The following is a 24,350-nucleotide window of genomic DNA, read 5'->3' on the forward strand; positions in this document are numbered from 1 at the left end:
CTCTTGACGCCATACTCAAAGACTACCTCAACAAATACATCTTGCCATATCCCTTCTTGAAGGCCTTATCAGCAGCTGTCGCCCTATGCTCCACAAACTGCCCATCTTTCCTGACAAGTACACGATATATATAGACACCATTGGCCAATTGATCGCCAAACTCATCCTTTCCATCCCAAGCATATTCAGAGATATTATTTCCAATCTTAATCGGACCGAGTTCCTCCTGTAAGATTTCCCTAACCACCTTGCCTGTAACTGTCAATATTTGAATCTTGATTTGATCTGGCGGAGCCATTCCAGTTACCGTAAACACAAAGCGCACACTGGTACTAAAAGGATTGGGATATGGATAAAAATGGGTGATGGTAGATTCATTGATTACCTCAAAACTCACTTCATAAGGCTTCTCCCCGGCTTTATTACCGGAAGCATCCACTGCATTTACCCTCAAGGTATATATCCCATCCTCTAATGGTCCTGGCTGATACTCCAGTTTAAAATCAGAATTATCAGATTCTTCAAACCACTTTAAGGCTGGATGGCTAAATGAAATCCTTTCAAAATCACATCCTTCACAACTTCGCTTTAAATACACTTCCATTCCAGTAGTATCCTGCTTGAGCAGTGCGCTATTTTCATCTTTCACCAATGCCGTAATCATCACATTTGGCGACACTATATCCCCGTCCATGATATAGGCCCCATCAAAATTCACATCCAAAACGGGATTTTGATCATCCTTTTCTACAATAAAATAATCTGCCAAGTCCAATATATTATTCTTGTACGATTGCTCCAGATACTCTCTTGGATTGGCAAAAACATTCATGGAGTTTTTTCCGACCTCTCCCAATGAAGAAAAAGTAATCTCAAAGGCATACCTTTCACCTGCTTTTACTGCCGGAATCTTGAATGTCTCTTTTTTGACCGTATTATTGGTTTTATTTTGAAGCCCATACTCCACCTTAAGTGAATCTGTAAAATCATAGTTGGAGATATTGACAAATTCAAACTTAACGGTGGCCTCTTCGCCTTCCTGTAGCTGGAATTCATCTTCTTTAGATTGCAAAATCAACACCCCTTCCGGCACCCCGGTATAATTGACCTGCCAGCTCCTCAACTGTTGTGGGATTTCTGTTTCTGATTCCTTTACCTCATATTTTAAACGCAAATATGGATAAGCTTCCGCATTGATGTCCTGAAGCCTGAGCGCTTCCTCCCTAATATTATCAAACAAAACCTCTTCGTTTCCCTCCCTGCTTACACCTATCACATCGAACACAAAATCCTCCACATTAATTGAACTACCCGGTACCGTATGATTATAAAATGTATCCCAAGAAGATGCCGGCCCAATTCTCTCTACTTCCACAGTGCCCTGATCATAAAAGCCCTTCATTTGTGTCTGGAAAGTAATCACCTGCTCATCAGCAGGCAATGCAGCATCCTTATCGGCCAAAATTTCCTGAGCCTCACCGGGACGCATCCCCTTTCTTCCAAATAGAATATAAGGCTCCCCATTTTTCATATTTCTTAAAGTTGCTTCATTGGCCCCGATTTCCTTCATTTTCAGAAATGCCTCATCTGGCCAGTTTTCAAAATCAACTGCCCCCACAGAAAAAATAATCACATAATCCCCTTCTTTTAGCCCATCTATATAGTCCAAGAGCATGGTTTGCCCTGCTCCTGTTATCCAAGAATTCCTAATATTTTGAATGATCTGCGGCGTCTTGCCACAGCTCTTTCCATCCAACACATCAAAATTGGTCAAGGGAATAACCAAATAAGGAGACAGGCTTCTTTGATCAAAGGCCATCAAGCCAAAGGAGCCATTGGTACACCTTCTCAGGTTCATGTCAATATTATAGGCTGTCCCATTTAACTCTATCTGGACCTGCCCATAGCTCAGGCCCTCTGTCCTGGAACCAAAGGTCATCACATCCATATCCACCTTGGTGCCCTGATATCTCCACTGTCCCGCCTGCTGGTCCAAGTCCATATTTTTGATTTGATTTTCACCCAATTGGGCAAATTCCTGCTGGGTCCACCCTTCAGGTCCATTAGGTATATAAGTAAAACTACTGCGGGTCCATTCAGCACTTTCACCTTCCTTGCTTTCCAAAAACCTGGTTCGCCAATAAAAGGTAACAGAATCTGAACCACTGACTTTGTCTCCTAAATTTTCCTGCCAGGTAGCTATATTTCTAGTGGTCACTCGGGACTCTTTTCGCCATGCCGAATTAAAATCAGGAGCCGTATCCAATTGCATCACCAGTACCCTGTCCTCAGTGGACTTCCCAGGTACTTGGGCGATCATTTCTACCTGCTGTTGCTGATGTATGGCATAATTCAAAGGACTCAAATTTTGGGTACCACTGGATTCAATAAACTTATTGATCACTATGGTATTGTTGGCAAAGGTCATTTCAGGAACCACTTTTTGGGAATTGACGGTAAGGCTGAACACATTTTCACCTGAAGACACCAAGCCAATATTGGGCACCGTAAAATGTACTGTGTCTCTATAATAAATGGGGGCCAGTTCCACTGCATCATAAGGAATAACCGTCCCATCAGGCAGGGTCCTGCTGATCTTAAAATCCACCGTATCTAAATCCACCCTGCCAATATTCCTGATCACAAAAGAAAGATCGATGGAATCTGTCAGGGAATTAATCGGTTCTCCATTAAAATCCCGGAAAAACACCTCGTTTTCATCCAAAGAATAGTCCACCTTATCCGCTGGAAAAAGCTTTACTGCAGGATCTCCTAACATGACCATTTGATTGGCATGTGATTGATTAATGGGGGAGGTACCGTATCGCTTGTAGAAATAATCCTCTACCTCACACTTTATGGTCCCGATAGCTTTATAGTTCATGGAGGAATCTGCCAATGCCTTTCGATAGAAGGATTCGGAATACCTTCTCAAATAGACATCTACTCCTACACTGGCATGGGCCAAAAAATTGGAAGCCCCACGATCAGGCGTCAAAATCCAATCTTCGCCAAAGGTATAGGCTCCTCCAAAAGCATTACCGGCATCACAGCCATTCATCAGCAGAAATGGGTATTTTCCTTTATTGTCATAGCCCAATTCATCCACACTAACAAAGCCTACATCAATATCTGTGGTAGAGGTACCTGCATGGCCAAAAAAGGTCACCATACTCGCTCCTTCATTGACCTTTTCTGAGATATTGATCAGCTCAACAGGTGTATTTGAGCGCTTCCTAAAAGTGGTCACATTGCCTCCAAAAAACACGCTTTCTGCTATGCTTTTATAGCCCAAAAGAAAATTATAATACCTTTCAAGCTCGAAAGCGGATAAACCTCCGCTCAAATGTATAATCTCCTTTTGCCATGCTTCACTTGCACCCAAGGCATCCTTTTCCTTTACTTTGGCCAAATAATCATTGACCTGCTCCGGGGTTCTGGCTGGAATCCGTCCCACACCAATCGTTTTCTTCAGCGGATCTTCAGGATCAAAGCCCATGACAAACCGATTATCATTATAGGGATAACCATAAGTAGGCACCAGGTCCTGAATACTGAAAATCTCTGGCCTATCTCTATAAAAGTACCTTTGCCCGCCTGAGTTGGCAGCATTGTACATGCCATAAGCCCTCCCAAGCAGCAATAAGAATTTCGGTTCATATTTGGCCGAAAATTGTCTCATAAACTCTTTGATACCCAAAGGTGATTTTTCCCCGTAATTAAATTGATTATACAGTTCTTCTGCTGTGACCACCAAGGTATCATAAGCTCCACCCGCAGGGGAATGGCGGTACGCAGCATATGCTTTGACCGGATCAGTATTGATCGAAGTAGGCTGCATTAAGCTAGGGTGACTCAGAATAATATAGTCGGCACTTCGTGCCAATAGGTTCCTGAACCGTACTTTTTCCAGTACATTGGGCTCTATGACCTCCTTTTCAGAAAGCACCAATAGTTTTGCTTCCCCACTAACAGATCCGGCCGGAATGCTCACTGTGCTAGCGGTCTCTTCTTTTTCCAGCTTTATGGGATGATATAAATCACTTATATCATAAGCCAGGACTTGTTCTCCTTCATGGGAAAAAGAAAGGGTACTTTCTCCCTGTCCCACCCAGATCGGCGTCGCATCCTGAGGGACTTGACTTACCTGTTTATCATAGGTCAACTTGACATAACTTATGGAGATATTATCAGATGAACCTGAGGTTCCTACCGGTCTTGCCCGTACGACAAACCTTCCATCTTCCCCAATATCACTGCCCATCAAACCGGCAGTCAATTGATAAATCTCAAAGGCCTCAAAACTCACCTTTTCCAAAAACCTTAGTTGATCGGTATTGGGCCCCACCATGATCTCCACTTCATGGGGAGCATCAGACCTACCCAAAATCCCCAAGTCCAAACTAGGCTGGGAAGGATTGGCTACAGTTCCCAAATCTTTATAACTAAGGTCAATATTATTGTTCCGGGTCACTGCTCTTCCTGACCAACCTTGGCCTTTGTCGTAAATCCCGAGATGTACTCCCAAGGAATAGGTCTGTCCCAATGCATATTGATCTGCAAAAACTTGTACTATTTCGGTCCTGTACGAACTTAATTCAGGAGCAAGGGAATTTATCACCCTTTCATTGACTCTTTTGCCTGATTGGCCATTGGACACTGTAAGAAAAAATGCAGTGGCATCACTGTGGTTATTATAATAAGGATTACCCATCTGATCGGGCTCTGGATATAATTTCACATCGGAACGCCCATCATTCCTTTCCCCAATCAATTCAATATAATCACCTGCATCAAACCGGCCATCTTCTTGCCCATGCACATAGATCGCCACCTCCAAACCACGGTGAAAAACCTGAATATTCCTGGGGTCTATGGCTTCTACATTCATACCTGATGCAGACAGCGTGGTATAACTTAGTCGGTAAAGTCCATTTGTGGCTGTATTGATTTTATAATAGGTTTGGGAAAAGTTGATCCATTCACTTTGTCCAAAAGCGACCCGGGCACATCCCAGTAAAAGCGTAAAAACCAGTATAATTTTATTCATTTATATGCTTTTAATCCCAACCATTAAAAAGCCTGAAACCTTCACCCAAAGGCTCAAGGCTTACCTTTAGACTAAATACATGCGAATAGGGTGTTTCTGATACACCTCCGATATCTGTCAATGCATAATCAATAGAGGCCTTTTCACTGAGCAATACACCTAGTCCAAAACTCGGCTTATAGGCGAGGGATTTCTTTCCATCAAAATCCCTGGTATACTGAAAATTGCTTATTCCCCCACGTAAATAAGCCACAGACCTATACCCTATTTCCAAGCCTAAGCGGGGATCCATACTCATCAAGTCGGTTTGGATCAAGGTATTTCTTCGGCCATCAAAGGTCATGTCCAAGTCCAAAGCTGCCTGCAAAGTAATCATATCCTGTATATCCAGTTCCTTGGACAGGCTGATGATGGCCCGGGGCAATGTTAACTCAATGGTATTGGTAGGTACTTCATTATTTGTCCCTGCATATACCTCCCGTACCATTTCTGCATTATGGGACCAGGCATTGAAAGTAGTGGTGATATCTTTCAACATGATCCCCAGCTTCCATTCCTCCAAAAAGAACATCCCTCCCACATCAAAACCAAAACCCCATGCCTTGGCAAACTTCCCTACATTCCTATGTATGATTTTCGTATTGATTCCTGCTTTAAACACATCACTGATATCCCTTGCATAAGAAAGCATCAGGGCATAATCAGCAGCATTGAAAAACTGGATATTATCATAATTAAGGGCGCCATTGGCATCATACAAAAAACGGGTATCCGGTATATCATCCACCCCAAAGCGGATCAGGGAAATCGCTATTTGATTATCTTCCTCTATATTGGTGGAAAAGCCTGCATAATCGTATTTCGCAATCCCCGCAAAATACTCAGCATGCATAAGTGAAAACTCATATTGATGCTGTATTCCCAAAAGGGCAGCGGGATTCCAATAAGCAGCTGTAACATCCCTCACGGCCGACACCTGTGCCCCTCCCATTCCCAATGCCCTGGCCCCCACACCAATATTCATAAATTCATTGGAATACTTTGGAGTGATTCCCTGTGCTCTCCCTTCCACAATAGCCAAAAGTAATATCAGCCCCAAAAAACAATGCTGAAAACCTTTTTTTCTGTTTTTTTCCACCTATGCAAAGTAAAAAATAATTCAATATGAAACGAATCCAACTTTCAAATTTCTACCCTTAATCATCAGATGAACACTGTTCACGATCGAACAAGTTATGTTCATTAGATATACACATTATACTTGGTCAGGTAAAGTGAAAAAAATATTTTTTGTATATAAAAAAATCGCCCCACAAGGCTTCAACGCTCCAAAAAAACCACTAAAGCCCTATTTAACAAATACTTAACACACAATCTATATATAATAAGAATCCTTATTTAACAAGGAAATAGGTATAACAAGGTAGCTTAGTTAACTTTGGTATTATTTTTCGGTATAGTAGAGAGAAGTTAAATGGATCATGCACATCATGAGATAGCAATGGTTAATCATCAATCATTCTTGTTTCATCTTTATAAAAACAAACATAGATGAAAGCATCAAACACCCAAGTACAAATGCGCAAAGGAATTTTGGAATTCTGCATATTGCACATCATATCGAGAGGGGAAGTTTACGCCTCCGACATGATAGAAGAACTTACAGAGGCTAAGCTGATAGTGGTGGAAGGCACACTCTATCCCTTACTGAACAGGCTCAAAACAGCTGCTTTGGTTTCCTACAAATGGGTAGAATCAGAGTCTGGCCCTCCGAGAAAATATTACTCAATCACCCCGGAAGGAAACGAGTTTTTGGGCAAGCTCAACGAAACCTGGCACGACCTGGTTCAATCCACCACATTAATCACTTCCAAAAATTAAGATCATGAAAAAAACTATCAGCATAAATATCAGCGGTATCCTTTTTCATATCGAGGAGGATGGCTATGACAACTTGAAAAGATACTTGGAGTCGATCAACAAGCACTTCTCGCATTATGAGGACAACCAGGAAATCATCAAGGATATAGAAAATCGAATTGCCGAAATATTCCTTTCCAATCTCAAAAACAACAAACAAGTTATCACTGCGGAAAATGTGGACAAGCTCATTGAAAAGATGGGGACCATCGCTGATTTTAAAGCAGTAGAGGAAAACGAAATTGAAACGGAGGAGCATAATAGAGACAATTCCACAAGAGAGGAGGACCACAATGAATTTTACAAATACATCACTCCTCCAGATCAGGGCGCTGCCACAGGCTATAAAAAGCTGAGCCGTCTTGAAAAGAGTAAGATCTTGGGAGGCGTCTGTGCTGGCCTTGCCAATTACCTGGCCATTGACCCGCTTTGGACCAGATTAGTGGCCATACTATTGCTCTTCAGTGGAAAATTCTCCTTCAGCAATTTTGATTTCTTTCCTTGGGAATGGGACTTCTCTATTTCCTTGGGTTGGTGGGCAGTTTTGGCCTATATAGTACTATGGGTAATTCTCCCTGTTTCTTATGAAGAACCAGAAGATAAAAAAATCAAAAAACTCTACAGAAATCCCGATGACCGGGTTATCGGAGGTGTTTGCAGTGGACTGGCCGCCTATTTCGACATAGAGGTACTTTGGGCCAGACTGGCATTTGTGGGGCTGATATTTGCAGGAGGTGCCGGTTTTGTGATTTATCTGATCCTTTGGATAATCACGCCTCTGGCCAAATCCATTACCGAAAGAATAAAGATGAAAGGAGGAGAAATCACCTTGAGCAATATAGAAAGCACCATCATACAGAATCGTCAGATTCCGGACATCCGTCCTGCCACAGAAAGTCAAAAGGCATGGTTAGCTCCCTTTCGTTTTCTAGGTAAAATCATCGATAAACTGGGAAAGGCCTTGGGCCCCTTCGGAAAGTTCATCCTTGATGTGATCCGAGTGGTCTTTGGGCTGATCATCTTCTTTATCGGCCTGATCATTACTTTGGTACCACTGGCTTTTCTGGGGGCCTATTTCGAATTCTTCACCAATGATAGCTTCAGGCATTTGATTGACAATGTACCCGTAGAACTGATTTCCGAACTGGCCCCGGTTTGGCTGGCCATAGCAGCAAGTACAGTGGTCTTGGTTCCCGGTATCGTGATCACGCTTTTGGGCATCAGTGTCTTGATAAGGAGAAGCTTGATAGATTCCAGATTTGGGCTGGTCACCTTTGGCATCTGGCTGCTCAGTATCATGATTTGTGCTTTCCAGATACCTAAAACAATTGTGCAGTTTAAAAGTGAAGGAAGTCATACCGTCCAAACAAAATTGGATCTTCCCCCGTCCATTTGGGTCATAGGTGCCAATGAAGATGAAATGGACCTTAACGAGCTAGATTTGGTTCATATAGAATTAAAAGGCACACAGGATAGTCTCGCCTACCTGTCCCAAGACTTCAAGTCCCAGGGCAGGAGCAAGCAGGATGCTAACCAAAATGCCAAGGACATTCAATACAATTATGATATACAGGACTCAGTCATCAACTTCAACAGGTCTTTGGAATTTTCATCCATGAGCAAGTTTAGAGGACAAAACTTATGGCAAACCCTATATATCCCCTATAACCAGCCATTTATCATAGAAAAATCATTGATTTCCATGATCCGCAACACCGTTTATGCCAATGGTTATAAGCTGAAGGATATCAATGATAAAAATTATTGGGTATTCAATGAAGAGGGAATGCTATGCCTGACCTGTGAAAGCGAACATAAAAACACCCCAGCGGACAGCACCTCCAAAGAAAGGTTCAAACAGAAATTCTTTATGAATAAATAATCTTTTATGCGTTGATTTAATTTCAGAAAAGCAAGGTAGGGGTCTATCTTGCTTTTTCTATTTTGGTTCTTTTTTGTGTTTTTTTAGTTATCTTAAGTAAATATTTAAGAACTATGGATGTTAGGGTAAAATTTTTAGGCGGGGCACAAACCGTAACAGGGTCCCGGTATTTATTGGAGATTGATGACACGACTATTTTGGTGGACTGTGGTCTTTTTCAGGGAGTCAAGGAAATTCGAAAAAGGAACTGGGATGAATTCCCCATCGACCCAAAATCAATAGACATTGTTCTCCTGACACATGCTCATATAGACCATTCCGGCTATCTTCCCAAATTGGTCAAAGAAGGCTTCAAAGGCCAGATCATATTAACCAAACCCAGCCTGGACCTGGTCAAAATACTCCTAATGGACTCTGGAAAACTCCAGGAAGAAGAAGCGGAATATGCCCGAAAAAAAGGCTATTCAAGACATGAAAAACCAGAGCCCTTATATACTGTAGAAGATGCTGAAAATGTTTTTGGTCAGCTACAGCCCATAGAATTTGATGAAGAAGTAAGCCTAACGGGCAATGTCAGCTTAACAGCTTACAATGCCGGCCATATTTTGGGTGCTGCCAGTTTGAAACTCAAACTCCATGGAGACACGCAGCGCAAAACAATTGTATTTTCAGGAGATATCGGCAGGTATAATGATCCCATCCTAAATCCTCCAATTGGAATTCCCAAAGCCGATATACTTTTTATTGAATCTACCTATGGAAACCGGCTTCATGTAGAAGGCAGCCCAGAATTGACCTTGGCAGCGGCCATTAATGATACCTATCAAAAAGGTGGAGTTTCAGTCATCCCCTCTTTTGCAGTGGGCAGGACACAATTGATCCTCTATTACCTTTTTAAACTTCAACAAAAAGGGAAAATACCCCAGATCCCTATCTATGTGGACAGTCCTATGGCCATAGACGTCACCAAGCTCTACAAAGACTATATCCATTACCACAGGTTAGGTCCTTCTTTACAAGAGGAGAACTCCAATCCATTTGCCCATAAAAACCTCCATTACTACCAAAGTCAGGAATCATCCATGTCCTTGAACCATTTCAGCGGTGATGCCATTATCATTTCTGCCAGTGGCATGGCTACGGGGGGACGTATTGTTCACCATTTATACAACCGCCTCCCCAACGAAAAGGACAGTTTTATCTTTGTCGGCTACCAAGCTGAAGGCACTAGGGGAAGAAAACTTTTAGATGGCAACAAGTATTCCCACATGTATGGGCTGGATGTAGAGGTAAGAGCATCTATCTATTATATCGAGGGACTCAGTGCGCATGCTGATGAGAGTGAGCTCTTAAAATGGACGGATTGCATTGCCGAAAAACCCAAAATGACATTTGTCATTCATGGTGAAAAAGAATCTGCAGAAGCCTTTGCCACCACCCTCCATGAAAATTATGGTTGGAACACCTTGGTCCCCGACTATCTTGAATCCTTTGAAATATTTAAGGGAATCTAGCATAAGGGCATAATTTATGTTAGTAATCATTCAACTAGCATTATTTCACATAACATATACCACATGAAAACCAAGCAAATTTTAAGAACCATGGCCTACTCATTTTTAACCCTTGGCCTTGCTTCATTTTTATTCGGATGTAAGGCACAAAGAGTAGATACCCAGGGCATCATGGGACAGGTCTATTGGGTGGAAGGTAACCTGATGCCTTCCATTTCAGAGGGCAACACCGTTCCGGAAAAACCTCCTAGAGAAAAGGTAAAGCGAAAAATAAGAATCTATGAACGAACCCATATCAATAAAGCAAAAATGGGGGACCTACTTTTTACCGAAATTGAAACCCCAATGGTGGCTGAAATTGAAACCGACGAAGATGGCAGCTTTGTCATTGGACTTCCTCCGGGCACCTATTCCGTATTTACAGTTGAAGAAGGTGGTTACTTTGCCAATGTATTTGACCTGGACACCTTTATCCAGCCAGTCGAAGTGGTCGATGGAGAATGGTCCCAAATGGAAATTTTAATAAACTACAAGGCCACATATTAACCTTCCCCTAACTGAAAAACAATTGGATCGCATCTAGGATGATTCCTGATGCGATTTTTTTATTGTTCTCACTCAGCCATTTTTAGCGACTGAAAATCCAAGATTTAAATTTTTGCGATTTTTTTCATAAAGCGGTGCAACCCTTTTTGCGTAAATTGTATCTACCTTATTGAAACCCGCACATTGGAGATAGCCTTGGTCAAGTGTTAGCAAAATGGCGGATTACCGGAGACCTCTAAATCCGTCTTTGTCGAAGGAAAACAAACATCATGTTGATAAGAAAAACTTTTACAACAGAAGCTGACATCATCAAAGCTTGCTTAAAGGGAAACAGAAATGCCCAGAAGCAACTATATGATCAGTATGCTGGAAAGTTTTTAGTGATCTGTCATCGCTATATCAAAGATAGGGACATGGCGGAGGATGTGATGATTGAAGGCTTTATGAAAATATTTGACAAGCTTCCACAGTTTGAGCACAAAGGCAGTTTTGAAGGTTGGATGAAACGCATCATCGTTACCCAATCACTGCTGACACTGAGAAAAAATCAAAAATTATCCATGGAAGTTCATCTTGAACATGATTTGGTTTCAGACAATACCCAGTACGAATTCGTGGACTTGGAAGCCAATGAACTCATGGACATGATAGGAGAATTACCCATAGGCTATAAAACGGTTTTTAACCTCTATGCAATAGAAGGTTATACGCATGCCGAAATCGCTGCGCTTTTGGGAATCACCGAAAACACCTCCAAATCCCAATTGAGCAGGGCCAGGGCATTGCTCAAGCAAAAAATCGCCCAATTACAATTAAAAGAAAGGAGTATCAATGGATAAGCAAAAACACCCTATAGATGCACTTTTCAGCAATAAGCTGAAAGAACATCAAGAAAAACCTAGCACACTAGCTTGGGAAAAGTTAGATGCTCAGCTAAGCCCCCAAAAGAAATCCAAAAGGCCCATATGGATCAGCTTTGCGGCCATGCTTATTGCTCTATTTGTATTTACTATACTGCTCTGGCGTAGTGATCTAAGCCAAAGAAATGAAAATACGGTTCTGCTTACCGACACAAACCCTGTTGTTCAAGAAGAAATCATTCCAGAACAAAACCTCCCTTCGACAGAAGTCCCCAAGCAAGAAGAAAAAGTAAACAACACGTCCAACAAAGACAATGATGTTAGTAAATCAACCAGGACTCCAGATAAGAACATTCGATCAGTCATAAAAAAGGCTCCCCTTACTGCACAGCATGAACAAGAAACAGAAAAACATAAAGAAAGTCCTTTAGTGGCCGAATCAAAACAAAGAAGCTTTGAGGCTGCTCCTGAAATCAGCATTAATAAGGAACTTGATATGGTAGAGGGGCTTGGAGAAGAAGCGCCCAAAACGGAAGAATTAATTGTAGAAAACAGCCCTAAAGCTATTAAAAGAGAAGCAGTGACCTATACCGTAAAAATCAAATCCAGTGGAATTTCCGAAAAACCAAAAAAAGAAAAATTGGTCACAGAAATAGGTGACACCATCAATACCCTAGGAGGATTACTCGGCAAAGTAGACGAAGGTTATGCCAACTTACAAGATGCAAAAAACAATTTATTTGCCTCATTGATCAGTAAAAAAGAGGAAAACTAAGCGAATACCTTAATTCAAAAGATATGAAGAGATATGTTTTAGCCATGATTTTAATGGCATTAGTGCAGACAGCTTTTGCTTTCAATGAAGGCTCCCCGGCTGCCAAGGACAGCATCATCGTGGAATATGGACATTCAGGAAAGATCGTCATCCTCGTGGATAACAAGGAGGATTTCGAAAAGCTGAAGGCTTTGGATGTGAACCAGATTATCCGAGAATTGGATTTAGAACTGGACGAAGAAACAGGTGAACTGACAGTGGTGGAAATAGGCAAAGGTGATAAGGAGGACAAAGAACTGGTCCGGGTAGAAGAGCATGGTGCTGAGACTACTGTTGCTTTAGGTAGGATAAAGGTCATCGTGGATGAATCGGGCCCGAGTACAAAGGTCAGGGTAGAAAAAAAGAAAAAAGAGGAGCCTCCATTCAGGACTTACTTCAATGTTGATTTGGGTATCAACAACTATCTGGAAGATGGCAGCTTTCCTACTTCAGATAATCCATATGCAGCAAAAGGCTGGGGAAGCTGGAATGTGGGATTAAACTGGATGGCCAGCCAAAGACTCTCCAAGGGCTTTTACTGGGACTTTGGGCTAGGGATACAATGGTATAATTTCAAATTTGAAAACCGTGACTACCAAGCTGTCAGGGGGGACAACGGTGTGGAATTTATCCAGAGAACTGATGTAGATGGATTTAAGAGCAAAGTTTCCGCTTCCTATATTACTGCCATGACCTTGTTTAAATTGGATTTTGGAAGGATGAATGATAATGGCGAAAAAGGGCTTAAAATTGGCGCTGGACCATATTTCGGGTACAGGGTAGGAGGAAGAAGCAAATATGTCTACCGTGAACTAGACGGCTCAGGAAGACATAAGGACAAACTAAATACAGGAATCTATCTCAATAATGTCAGGTATGGCATCAGAGGGGAAATCGGTGTAGGCAGGGTCACATTCTTCTCCACCTATGACCTTAACGAGCTCTTCCAAGACGACAAGGGACCAGCCCTTAACCCTATTACCTTTGGCCTTGTTTTTTAATTTATGGAACCGCTAATTATTGAATAATGAAAAAACTATTTTTATCTATTATCCTTTCGGTCTTTATCGCTACGGTATCTCTTGCGCAGGACAGCAATGAAAAGATTGTAGTGAAAGAAAAAACATTCCAGCTTTTTGGAAACCACTGGATTTACCAAAAATACTCAGATAAATCATGGACTGTAAATACCGAGGAATGTTCCCATGTTATCGTCGAAATAGAGGGTGCAAAAAAAAGGAGATACGAGAAAAGCCTCAATATAGATCTTGGAATCAACACTTGGGCAAATGCCCCTTCATTGCCAGCTATAAAACCTTGGGGAAGCTGGAACATAGGCTTGAATTATCAGCATATTTATTCCATGGGCAAAAACTTCACCTTCAACCCTGCTTTAGGCGTAAGCTGGTATAATTTCAAACTTGAAGATGCAGACCTTATCCCTATAAAAACCGATGATGGAATTCTTTTTGAATCCTTTGAAGATGGAGAGGGTACCAAGTCCAAAATATCTGCTTCCTATGCCAATCTCAGCCTTATCCCGAGCTACCATAGTGAAAATGGAAAAATCAGAATAGGACTGGGCCCGTATATAGGGTATAGACTTGGTGGAAGAGGCAAATTCGTCTATAAAGATGCAGAAGGCAAATCCCATAAAAAATATGAGAAGTCTAATATGTATAGTAATGATCTCAGGTATGGTGGAAGATTGACCCTTGGAGTTGGCGAAGTTGACTTCTACCTTAACTATGACCTCAACCCTGTATTCCAGACTGGAAAGGGTCCTGAAGTAAATGCACTCAGTTTCGGGTTGATCCTTTAATACTCAAAAGCTCCCAGATAATTCCTTGAACATAAACATGAAAACCATGAACACTCCATTCCGTATTATCGGCCTCTTGCTATTCCTTTTTGGGCTTAGCCTTGGTTTTGGACAGGCCCAATCAAAAATTGAAAAATCTTTTGACCATATCGAAAAGCTGGAAATACAAGGCGGAAGTATTTCCTTAAGCTATGAAGGAAACCCCTCCCAATCATCAATAGAAGTCACTGCTGATCTGGGTGATGATCAGAATGCAGACAAAAACCTGATCTTTGTCACAGTGGGAAATACCCTTAAAATCTCTTACCAAAATACAGGTAACTGGAATAACAACCATAATAAAAGGTATATCCATATCACAGGTCCTGAAGTCATTGTGCTTAAAGCTGTCAATTCTTCCGGTAAAATGCATATAAAGGGTGTCGCCTCTGAACTTACCATGCTAACTGCAAGTTCAGGAATCATTCAAGTTGAAGACATCTCCGGTAATTTAAAACTTGCAGGTTCCTCAGGAAAAATAGAAGCCTACAATGTGGAGGGGGACGTGGACTGTAAAATGACCAGCGGAATCATGGACTTGGAATATATTAAAGGAAATACTTCTTTGAGCTCTAGCAGTGGTAAGATCACAGCCAAACATGTTGCGGGTGAATTAAATGTAAAAATCACTTCTGGAAGTGTGGACCTGGAAGATATATCTACTTTAGGAGAGCTAAAGTTATCTTCCGGTATGATGAATGCCAAAAAGGTCGGCTTTGGCCCCAACACCTCCTTTTCAGGCTCTTCAGGAATGTTCAAAGTCAAAGCCAATGCCTTGCTCGACAATTATAACTATGACATGAATGCAGGAAGCGGCATGGTCAAAGTCGGCAAACAGTCTTCAAGTGACCATTTGCTCATTGACCATGGGGCTGCCTATACCATTAAGGGGAATATTGGTTCAGGAATGATCTCCATAGAAAAATATTAATACAAAAAAGGCATCGGAAATTATATCTGATGCCTTTTTTGTAGCCGAATTTCTAGACTTGAAATCCTGTTTTAATCATCTCTTCTGCCAAACTCAGCAACGGTTGCCCTTTGTTCTCCCTTGAGTTTCAGCAATCTGATAATCCTATCCGGGGTAGGCTTACCAAGGGAAACAAAACCCAAAGTAAGTGCATAGCCGATGGTATAACCAGGACTATCAAACAGCAGTAAGCCCGCTCCACATAGTAGCCCCGAAACAAATAGCATCCAAAACCTAAGCATGGTGAGCTCACCATATTTTTCCAGTTTAGTCTCCAAAGGCATATCAGGGTTTCTCAGTTTTTTTAAGCCTTGATTAAACTGTACAAATTGCGCAATGATAATTACACCTACTAAGCCCAGCCCTACCGCCTTTATATTTTCTGGCAGCTTAGGCAGGTCCAGTTCCATATTGCTACTGCTCGTATACAAATAGGCAAAAGCGAACATGGGCAGCGGGATAGCAATAAGTATCAAAACATTTCGCTCAAGTAACCTAAACTTTTTCTTCATCACCTCTAGCATTAACCTATCTCTACTTTTACATCACCTGTTGTTGGGTGGGAAACACAGCAAAGGATATAGCCTGCTTCTTTTTCATTTTTGCTCAACCCAGCATCCTGATCCATACTTACCTCACCACTGATCAGCTTACCCCTGCAGGCAGTACATAAGCCACTTTGGCAACTATAAGGCATATCGTACCCTTCATCCAGGCCTGCCTCTAATATTGTTTTTCCAGCTGGCACTTCAAAGCTATGCTCCTCTCCTTCCAAATGAATGCGCACCTCCCTGGTCAGGGCAATATTTGCATTTTCTGCTTCATGTGCTTTTTCTGCCTCTTCAGAAGATGAGGTATAAAAACTCTCCCTGTGAATATTATCATGGGGCACATTCATTTTGAGCAATGCCTCCACACTTCCTTCCATCAATCCTTCAGGACCACATAAGAAATAAATTTCCTTGTCTGCATCAGCATAATGTTTCTCTTTCAACACATCTGCTATCATTTGCTCATTTAACCTCCCTTTCAATCCAGACCAATCCTCCTTGGGCTGGGAAAGAGTATGGACCACCTCAAATCGCCCCTCATATTTTTGACCAAGGGACTCTAGTTGTTGATCAAAAATAACCTGCTCTTCAGAACGGTTACAATAAATCAAGGTCACCTTGGATAAGGGCTCATTAACCAATACAGACTTACTGATGCCCATAATTGGCGTGATGCCACTTCCTCCTGCAATCATCACATAATGGTGCTTATTCTTGGAATGAAAGTCCGTGGTAAAATGTCCCATCGGCTTCATGACCTCTATGGTCTTCCCTGGCTTGATATGATCATTCAAATAATTGGACACCAGGCCTCCATCAATTTTTTTTACGGTTATTCCCGGATGTGGATCCACATAAGGTGATGTGCATAAGCTATAGGACCTGCGTTCCTCTTTACCGTTTACCTCCAAGATCAAGGTCAAAAACTGGCCCGGTTTATAGTCCAAATAAGGTTCTGGCTGTTCGAAATATATGCTGATGGCCTCTGAAGTTTCCCTCACGACTTCCCTCACCTTCAGTGACAAATACTGACTCCCTCTTTTTTGCTCTCCTTTATTCTTTTTAAATAAGCTAAATAACATTCCTTCTACTGAGTTTATCTACTTCGTATAATCGTCCTCAAAATTAAGGCTGATTTTTTTAAAATCCCCTTATTCCCAAGCTTTAAATCCCTTTAAGAACATTTAAATCAAAAAGATGTTCCCGAGTCCAACAATAATAACTCAAAAACCAGTCCTTTTTCTATAAATAATAACAGCAGTCGCTTTGGTAAAAATTCACAAAAAAATTTCAAGGCCTTGTAGCGTTTCTTTGTGACCTTACGTTTTGGGGGAAAGCAAAGAAAAAACAACAAAAAATAGATTAAACCAACAGGATTATGTTAACGCAAATTATGAATAGCAGACTGTTCAACAATTGGAAAAAAGGTCTGGGACTTTTTTTCCTAGCCCTATCACCCCTATTGATCACCAGCTGTTTGGATGATGATGACGTAGATTACTATGATGGCCCTGTAGCCTATGTAGCCTATTACCATGGCTCTCCAGAAACAGGAAATGTGAGTATTTATGCTGATGGCAGACTCGATAACAACAATAATTTTGAGTACACGGATTACTTCAATTACGGTCGTTATTTTACCGGAGAAAGAACACTCTCTTTTAAAAGCGGAAATGCCGCCAATTCATTATTGGACACTACTGTGACACTGGCCGAGAATCAAGCGTATTCTTTCTTCTTTATCGATGCTGAAGAAGATGCTGACTCAGATATGGGTACCCTTATTGCAGAAGACAATTGGGATGAACCCAGTGAGGGGGATGCCATGATCAGACTGGTACACCTTTCTCCTGATGCACCAGCCGTTAATCTTACGATCAACGACAGTGAAACACCACTGTTTTCAAACGGCACCTATACCGATATCACCGATTTTGAAGAGATCGATGCAGAGATGAGTGATTTCACTTTAACCGATGCCAGCACCGGAGAAGTGCTTTTGACCGCCAACGATCTTAATCTCCGCAGTCAAAGGGTCTATACGGTAGTGGTAAGAGGTTATGTAAATGCCTCCGAAACAGACAAAGGACTTAGCCTTCAGGTGATAAGAAATTATCCAAATTATTAAAACCGACTATTACCGCATAATCGGAGGGGATTTCCAGAAGGGAGATCCCCTTTTTTAATGCATTACCTCTCCTTTTGGTAAAAAAATTCCAAATCAAAGACTTTTACACTTTAATAAATTATTTTTGTGGCGTCATTCAAATCAAATAGAAATCATCATGAATTTAAATACGCTGACCGCAGTATCCTCTGTGGATGGAAGATACGGAAGCAAAACAGCTCCTTTGAGAGCTTATTTTTCTGAATATGCCTTGATCCTTTACAGGGTGAAGGTAGAAGTGGAATACTTCATCGCTCTCTGTGAGATGCCTTTGCCTCAGTTGAAGGGCATTTCTAAGGATATCTTCCCTAAACTCCGCGCTATTGTGGAAGAGTTCTCTGAAGCTGATGCTGCTGCGATCAAGGAAATAGAGAAAACAACCAATCATGATGTTAAGGCCGTTGAATATTTCTTGAAAGAAAAATTTGACCAACTTGGACTGGAAGCACAAAAGGAATTTATCCACTTTGGTCTTACCTCTCAGGATATTAATAATACTGCCACTCCCCTTATGCTTAAGGAGGGACTAAATGAGGTAATGCTACCTGTTCTTGAAGAAGTGATGGCTAAGCTAAAAAGCCAAATAGCTGAATGGAAGGACATCTCTATGTTGGCTAAAACCCATGGGCAACCAGCCTCCCCTACTCGCTTGGGCAAGGAATTTCAAGTCTTCCTCACAAGACTGGAAAGCCAATTGACATTATTGAACCAAGTGCCTCATTCCGCGAAGTTTGGTGGTGCTACAGGTAATATGAATGCCCACAAAGTGGCTTACCCTGATCAAGAGTGGAATGTATTTGCCAATAACTTTGTCAGTCAGTACCTTGGCTTGGAAAGAAGCTTCCCAACCACTCAAATTGAACATTATGACAATATTGCGGCCCTTTTTGATGGATTGAAGAGAATCAACACTATCCTTTTGGATCTTTCTAAGGATGTTTGGCAATATGTGAGCATGAATTATTTCAAACAAAAAATCAAAGCTGGTGAAGTAGGTTCTTCAGCCATGCCACATAAGGTAAACCCTATTGATTTTGAAAATGCTGAGGGCAACTTGGGCATTGCCAATGCACTATTGGAACACCTCGCGGCCAAACTACCGGTCAGCAGACTACAAAGAGACCTTACTGATAGTACTGTTTTGAGAGTGATCGGTGTACCATTGGCACATATGCTGATTGCATTTGAGTCTTTGAAAAAAGGTTTGGGCAAATTGGAGCTCAACCAAGCGGCCATTGATGCTGATCTTGAAGAAAACTGGGCGGTGGTGGCTGAAGCCATTCAGACCATATTGAGACGGGAAGGCTATCCAAAGCCTTACGAAGCACTTAAGGACCTTACCAGAACCAACAGCAAAATCACTGAAGTTTCCATCAAGGAATTTATCGATACTTTAAATGTGTCGAATGAGGTAAAAGCCGAATTGAAGGTAATCACTCCATTCAACTACACTGGGATTTAAACCATAGACCATAGAAACAGGCTGTCTCATAAGTCGGAAATACGTCATCACGAGTGAAGCGAAGTGATCTCGAAGTACTTACATTGTACATATAGGGAGATTGCTTCTCTTCGCTATCGCTACAATCGCAATGACGTGGATTTATGAAACAGCCTGTTTTTTTATTTCTTCACCCTTGGCAAAAATATCTCCGCCATCATACAGCGGACACTGCCACCACCCAATTTCTCAATGGTGGGAATATCAGAAACAATCAGGTCCGTATATTTTGAAATGATTTGCTTTTGTCCTGCCTTAAGACTTTTGAAGGCACTGGCAGACATTACTGTAAAATGTTTTCCTTCCATATTTTTTAACTCCAACATATTTCCGGCAAAAGCATTCTTTTGGTGCAGGGTGATGGGAATGATTTTCTTGCCATGCTTTTCCAAGCTCTCTTTCACAGCCATCTTTTCCGCTTCCCTTTCAATACTATCCAAACAAACAACGGCCATCTTCGTCCCTACATGCATCATTACATTGGTATGATAAACCGGCCTCTTAGGGTATTTTAATTGCTGTACAGCATGAAACATCAATACTTGATAGCCTTTTAATTGCTGGAAATAATGCAGGGGAACAGAATGTGTGCGCTCTGAAGCACAGGCATAAACTATTTTATTCTCCCTGTCCAGCACCATACTCCCTGTACTTTCCAAGTACTGTCCATCATCTTCAAAAAATATCAAGTCAACTACCTCCTCGGTTCTAAAACCAAACTCAAAAAGTTTATCTACCAAATCCTTTCTTCGCTCAGCCCTTCTTAACCTAGACAACATCGGATAAAAAACTATACTTCCATCTTCATGGGTACTGAACCAGTTATTAGGAAATACAGCATCCGGCTTAGCTGGTGAAACGGAATCCTCTAATACAAGCACCCTGATCCCTTGCTCCTGAAGCATAGCTACCATATGATCAAATTCTGCAAGTGCCGTCTCCTGAATAGCTGAGCCTGTCCTGTCATCCTTAACTTGATACAAGTTATCCTTAGCAGTCTCTGGATTAAAACCAAAAGCAGCCGGTCTCACCATCAAAACCGTTGACGTAACTTGGGAATTCATCAGATTACTATCTTTTAATAAAGTCCAATAATGCTTTGAGCCGTATTGACTTTATGGTTTCTTGTAATATTGATATAGGATTGGTTTTATCCGAAACCTTTGCTCACTTAGGCTAAAGTACCGTTTTCCATCTTTTCCAAAAGTCAAGGCCTCACCTTGAGGTTCTGGAGCATAAGGCAACTGAACTGGTTTACGAGAAAGGGCTTCCACCAAAGACTCCCCTTCCTCTCTTTCCCAATGGTAAATCACCCAATAATTCTTGATGATGATCTCCTTTCCATCTGGGGAAATGTCCCCAGCTACAGACATAGTGATCGGAAGTTCAAGAACCTTTTCAAGTTCTGCTTGGTCCTTTTCTACATCCTCGGCTTTCAAACGGTATAACACATTACTGGAATCCCGCTTGCTCACAATATAAACATCCCCATTCCAAGGATCTACCATCAAAGTCTCCGCGTCTTTTGGCCCATCTGGATACCCCAGCTCAATCACCTCAGGATTTACCGCTATATTCTCCTTCCCCATTGAGGGCTCTTCGAACCGAAATAATTTTATAGAGGGGTAAACTCCCTTATTATCACCAATTTCCCCAATATAAATATAAGACCTTTCTTTATCCATCCCCGGCCCTATGGCAATATCCTCCCAATCTCTATTTTCTACTCCCTTGACCGCTATTTCTCTCACCATCTTTCCAGTACTGTCTACCTGATAAACCATCGGCAAGCCACCACTATCATTGTGCACATACAAAACATTCTCTTGCTTTCTGGATGATGCCATTCCACTCGCCTCATCAATCAGCCGATGATCTACCGAGCCCATTTCCTTTCCACTAGTATAAAGAGAATCCTCCACCATAGGATTGAGCCTGATCTCAAACTTTTCAAAAACCTTTTCTGATATCAAATAGGGCATTAAAGAGGCCAGAAAAGATAATTTCAATAGGAATTGCATGACAAATTTCATATGCATGACTTTTGCAAATTAAAGGCCAAGAACACCTTATCCGCTGTAGTTGATATTTAAAACTTGTTAATTTTTTAATCCACTCAAAAAAAAAGAGGCCCAAACCAGGCCTCTTTTTAATCCGTCTATTATTTAGTTAATCTGCTTTTTCTTTCTTCTCCACAGTAATATCGAGTTCATCTCCTTTTCCAGAGTAATCAGCTTTGATAATATCACCATCAGAAAGCTCTCCTCTTAGGATTTCCTCAGCAATTGAGTCCTCCAAGTACTTCTGTATGGCCCTGTTCAATGGACGAGCACCATACTGTTGGTCGTAGCCTTTATCCGCTAGGAAGTCTTTGGCCTTATCGGTCAGCTCAATATGATAGCCCAAATCGGTGATTCTACTGAACAGTTTTTCCAAACTGATATCGATGATCTTGTGGATATGCTCCTTGTTCAGGGAATTGAATACCACTACATCATCCAACCTGTTCAGGAATTCAGGACTAAAAGCCTTTTTAAGAGCACTTTGAATAGTGGTTTTCATCACCTCATCCATATTTTCCTCTTTGGCCTTGGAGGCAAATCCAATACCCGCTCCGAAGTCTTTCAAGTCCCTAACACCAATATTGGATGTCATGATGATCACCGTATTTCTGAAATCGACCCTTCTTCCCAGTCCATCTGTAAGGATACCGTCATCCAAAACTTGCAACAACAAGTTGAACACATCAGGATGAGCTTTTTCGATCTCATCAAGCAATACCACTGAATAAGGCTTTCTTCTCACCTTTTCAGTCAACTGACCACCTTCTTCATAGCCCACATAACCTGGAGGTGCTCCCACCAAACGGGAAACACTGAATTTCTCCATATATTCGGACATATCGATTCTCACCAAAGAATCTTCCTTATCGAACAGATAGGTAGCCAAGGTTTTGGCCAATTCCGTTTTACCGACACCTGTTGGTCCCAGGAATATAAATGAACCGATAGGCTTCTTAGGATCTTTCAAGCCTACCCTGGTTCTTTGGATCGCTTTGGTCAACTTCTTAATGGCATCATCCTGACCGATCACCTTGCCTTGAAGTTCTGCCCCCATATTGAGCAGCTTATTTCCTTCATTTTGGGCGATACGCTTGGCCGGGATACCGGTCATCATCGCAATTACCTCTGCCACATTATCCTCCTCTACGGTATAACGCTTGGTTTTGCTTTCCTCTTCCCACTTGGCTTTGGCATTTTCCAATTGCTCTAGCAATTTTTTCTCACGGTCTCTCAACTGGGCAGCCTCTTCATACTTCTGGCTTTTCACCACCCTGTTTTTCTCCACTTTGATGTTCTCCACTTCTTCCTCTAGTTTGAGGATTTCATCAGGAACATGGATATTGTTGATGTGAACACGAGCACCCGCCTCATCCAAGATATCAATGGCCTTATCTGGAAGGAATCGGTCAGAGATATATCGGTCAGACAATTTCACACAGGCTTCAATCGCCTCAGGAGTATAGTTCACATTATGGTGATCTTCGTATTTGTCCTTGATATTATTAAGGATCTGCATGGTTTCCTCTGGAGAGGTGGCGTCCACCATTACCATCTGGAATCTCCTTGCCAAAGCACCGTCTTTTTCAATATACTGTCTGTACTCATCCAGTGTAGTGGCTCCGATGCATTGAATTTCTCCTCTTGCCAAAGCCGGTTTAAACATATTTGAGGCATCCAAAGAACCACTGGCACCACCAGCACCTACGATGGTATGCAACTCATCAATGAACAAAATCACATTGGGAGATTTTTCCAGCTCATTCATCACAGCTTTCATTCTCTCCTCAAACTGCCCCCTGTATTTGGTTCCTGCCACCAAAGATGCCAGATCCAAAGTCACCACGCGCTTGTTGAACAATACACGGGAAACTTTTTTCTGTACAATTCTCAAAGCAAGGCCTTCAGCGATAGCCGTCTTACCTACGCCAGGCTCACCTATAAGTATTGGGTTGTTTTTCTTTCTTCTGGACAAGATCTGCGCTACTCGCTCGATTTCCTTTTCCCTACCAATAATAGGATCAAGCTTGTCGTCTTCAGCCATGCGGGTCAGGTCCCTGCCGAAATTATCCAAAACCGGAGTCCTGGATTTCTCTGCAGCACCTTTTCCCCCACCTCCTGATGATCCACCAGATGAACCGAATAGTTTGCTGCTTTCCTCATCTGTATCATCCGCCTCGGCTCCTGAGCGTGGGCTTTGATCCGTTTGGAATTCCAACATTTCTTTTACGGTATCATAAGTAGTATCGAATTTATGCAGGATTTGGGTAGCTATATTATCTTCATCCCTTAGGATAGACAGCAACAAATGTTCTGTCCCGATAAGCTGGCTTTTAAATATTTTAGCTTCCAAATAAGTAATTTTAAGCACTTTTTCGGATTGCCTTGTCAAAGGAATATTGGCCAGATTTTTCACATTGTGATTGGCCGTTCCTTTTACTGCACGCTCCACGGAATTGCGAAGCTCATCCAATGGCACTCCTAATTTCTTTAATATGGAAACAGCGACACCTTCCCCCTCACGGATCATGCCCAGCAAGAGGTGTTCGGTCCCAATGTAATCGTGCCCCAGACGCAAAGCTTCTTCACGACTTAGGGAGATCACCTCCTTGACTCTATTTGAAAATTTTGCTTCCATTTATTTCCTTTCTGAA

Annotated in this window: 18 protein-coding genes; 11 read left to right on the forward strand and 7 right to left on the reverse strand. The window is 41.8% G+C overall.

All coding sequences use genetic code 11. The features are described from left to right. Positions 1-22: 22 nt before the first annotated feature. Complete coding sequence (porU2, locus tag KZP23_RS01765; protein ID WP_226334441.1) at positions 23-5,050, reverse strand: putative type IX secretion system sortase PorU2; 5,028 nt, start codon at positions 5,048-5,050, stop codon at positions 23-25. 10 nt (positions 5,051-5,060) lie between these two features. Beyond that, complete coding sequence (locus tag KZP23_RS01770; protein ID WP_226336464.1) at positions 5,061-6,149, reverse strand: putative type IX sorting system protein PorV2; 1,089 nt, start codon at positions 6,147-6,149, stop codon at positions 5,061-5,063. 452 nt (positions 6,150-6,601) lie between these two features. On the opposite strand from KZP23_RS01770, the gene KZP23_RS01775 reads away from it, so the two are divergent. The 9 genes from KZP23_RS01775 to KZP23_RS01815 all read left to right on the forward strand — a co-directional run bounded on the left by KZP23_RS01775 (position 6,602) and on the right by KZP23_RS01815 (position 15,378). Then, the gene (locus tag KZP23_RS01775; protein WP_226334442.1) at positions 6,602-6,931 is read left to right on the forward strand and encodes a PadR family transcriptional regulator; all 330 of its coding nucleotides are present in this window, start codon (positions 6,602-6,604) and stop codon (positions 6,929-6,931) included. A 4-nt stretch (positions 6,932-6,935) separates the two neighbouring features. After that, positions 6,936-8,852, forward strand: coding sequence for a PspC domain-containing protein (locus KZP23_RS01780; protein WP_226334443.1), 1,917 nt, complete (start codon positions 6,936-6,938; stop codon positions 8,850-8,852). A 113-nt stretch (positions 8,853-8,965) separates the two neighbouring features. Next, positions 8,966-10,366 carry an MBL fold metallo-hydrolase RNA specificity domain-containing protein gene (locus KZP23_RS01785; protein WP_226334444.1) on the forward strand — a complete coding sequence of 467 codons (1,401 nt, stop codon included), beginning with the start codon at positions 8,966-8,968 and terminating at the stop codon, positions 10,364-10,366. A 63-nt stretch (positions 10,367-10,429) separates the two neighbouring features. Then, positions 10,430-10,912 (forward strand): carboxypeptidase-like regulatory domain-containing protein, encoded by a 483-nt coding sequence (locus tag KZP23_RS01790; protein WP_226334445.1) that lies wholly within the window; start codon positions 10,430-10,432, stop codon positions 10,910-10,912. A 269-nt stretch (positions 10,913-11,181) separates the two neighbouring features. Then, positions 11,182-11,751, forward strand: a complete 570-nt coding sequence (locus KZP23_RS01795; RefSeq protein ID WP_226334446.1) for an RNA polymerase sigma factor — start codon at positions 11,182-11,184, stop codon at positions 11,749-11,751. Next, positions 11,744-12,547 (forward strand): hypothetical protein, encoded by an 804-nt coding sequence (locus tag KZP23_RS01800; RefSeq protein ID WP_226334447.1) that lies wholly within the window; start codon positions 11,744-11,746, stop codon positions 12,545-12,547. The genes KZP23_RS01795 and KZP23_RS01800 overlap by 8 nt, the downstream gene beginning before the upstream one ends. A 23-nt stretch (positions 12,548-12,570) precedes the next feature. Beyond that, on the forward strand, positions 12,571-13,587 hold the full coding sequence (locus KZP23_RS01805) for a porin family protein (RefSeq protein ID WP_226334448.1): 1,017 nt from the start codon (positions 12,571-12,573) through the stop codon (positions 13,585-13,587). 26 nt (positions 13,588-13,613) lie between these two features. Continuing rightward, positions 13,614-14,408 carry a porin family protein gene (locus KZP23_RS01810; protein ID WP_226334449.1) on the forward strand — a complete coding sequence of 265 codons (795 nt, stop codon included), beginning with the start codon at positions 13,614-13,616 and terminating at the stop codon, positions 14,406-14,408. A gap of 37 nt (positions 14,409-14,445) precedes the next feature. Beyond that, entirely contained in the window at positions 14,446-15,378 is a 933-nt protein-coding gene (locus KZP23_RS01815; RefSeq protein ID WP_226334450.1) for a DUF4097 domain-containing protein, read from the forward strand. 71 nt (positions 15,379-15,449) lie between these two features. On the opposite strand, the gene KZP23_RS01820 is transcribed toward KZP23_RS01815, so the two are convergent. Next, entirely contained in the window at positions 15,450-15,929 is a 480-nt protein-coding gene (locus tag KZP23_RS01820; RefSeq protein ID WP_226334451.1) for a hypothetical protein, read from the reverse strand. Between the two features lie 11 nt (positions 15,930-15,940). Further along, on the reverse strand, positions 15,941-17,050 hold the full coding sequence (locus KZP23_RS01825) for a ferredoxin--NADP reductase (protein WP_226334452.1): 1,110 nt from the start codon (positions 17,048-17,050) through the stop codon (positions 15,941-15,943). A 296-nt stretch (positions 17,051-17,346) separates the two neighbouring features. Between KZP23_RS01825 and KZP23_RS01830 the strand changes: the two genes are divergently transcribed. Continuing rightward, the gene (locus tag KZP23_RS01830) at positions 17,347-18,096 is read left to right on the forward strand and encodes a DUF4397 domain-containing protein (protein ID WP_226334453.1); all 750 of its coding nucleotides are present in this window, start codon (positions 17,347-17,349) and stop codon (positions 18,094-18,096) included. A gap of 157 nt (positions 18,097-18,253) precedes the next feature. Then, complete coding sequence (gene purB / locus KZP23_RS01835; protein ID WP_226334454.1) at positions 18,254-19,597, forward strand: adenylosuccinate lyase; 1,344 nt, start codon at positions 18,254-18,256, stop codon at positions 19,595-19,597. A gap of 161 nt (positions 19,598-19,758) precedes the next feature. Here the strand turns inward: purB and ctlX are convergent, their stop codons facing one another. From ctlX to KZP23_RS01850, 3 genes are all read right to left on the reverse strand, one after another. Beyond that, entirely contained in the window at positions 19,759-20,700 is a 942-nt protein-coding gene (ctlX, locus tag KZP23_RS01840; RefSeq protein WP_226334455.1) for a citrulline utilization hydrolase CtlX, read from the reverse strand. 51 nt (positions 20,701-20,751) lie between these two features. Beyond that, positions 20,752-21,675: a hypothetical protein gene (locus tag KZP23_RS01845; protein WP_226334456.1), complete on the reverse strand. Its 924-nt coding sequence runs from the start codon at positions 21,673-21,675 to the stop codon at positions 20,752-20,754. A gap of 130 nt (positions 21,676-21,805) precedes the next feature. Next, positions 21,806-24,334 (reverse strand): ATP-dependent Clp protease ATP-binding subunit, encoded by a 2,529-nt coding sequence (locus KZP23_RS01850; RefSeq protein WP_226334457.1) that lies wholly within the window; start codon positions 24,332-24,334, stop codon positions 21,806-21,808. Between the last annotated feature and the right edge of the window lie 16 nt (positions 24,335-24,350).

The sequence above is a fragment of the Echinicola marina genome (genome assembly GCF_020463795.1).
Lineage (GTDB): Bacteria > Bacteroidota > Bacteroidia > Cytophagales > Cyclobacteriaceae > Echinicola > Echinicola marina.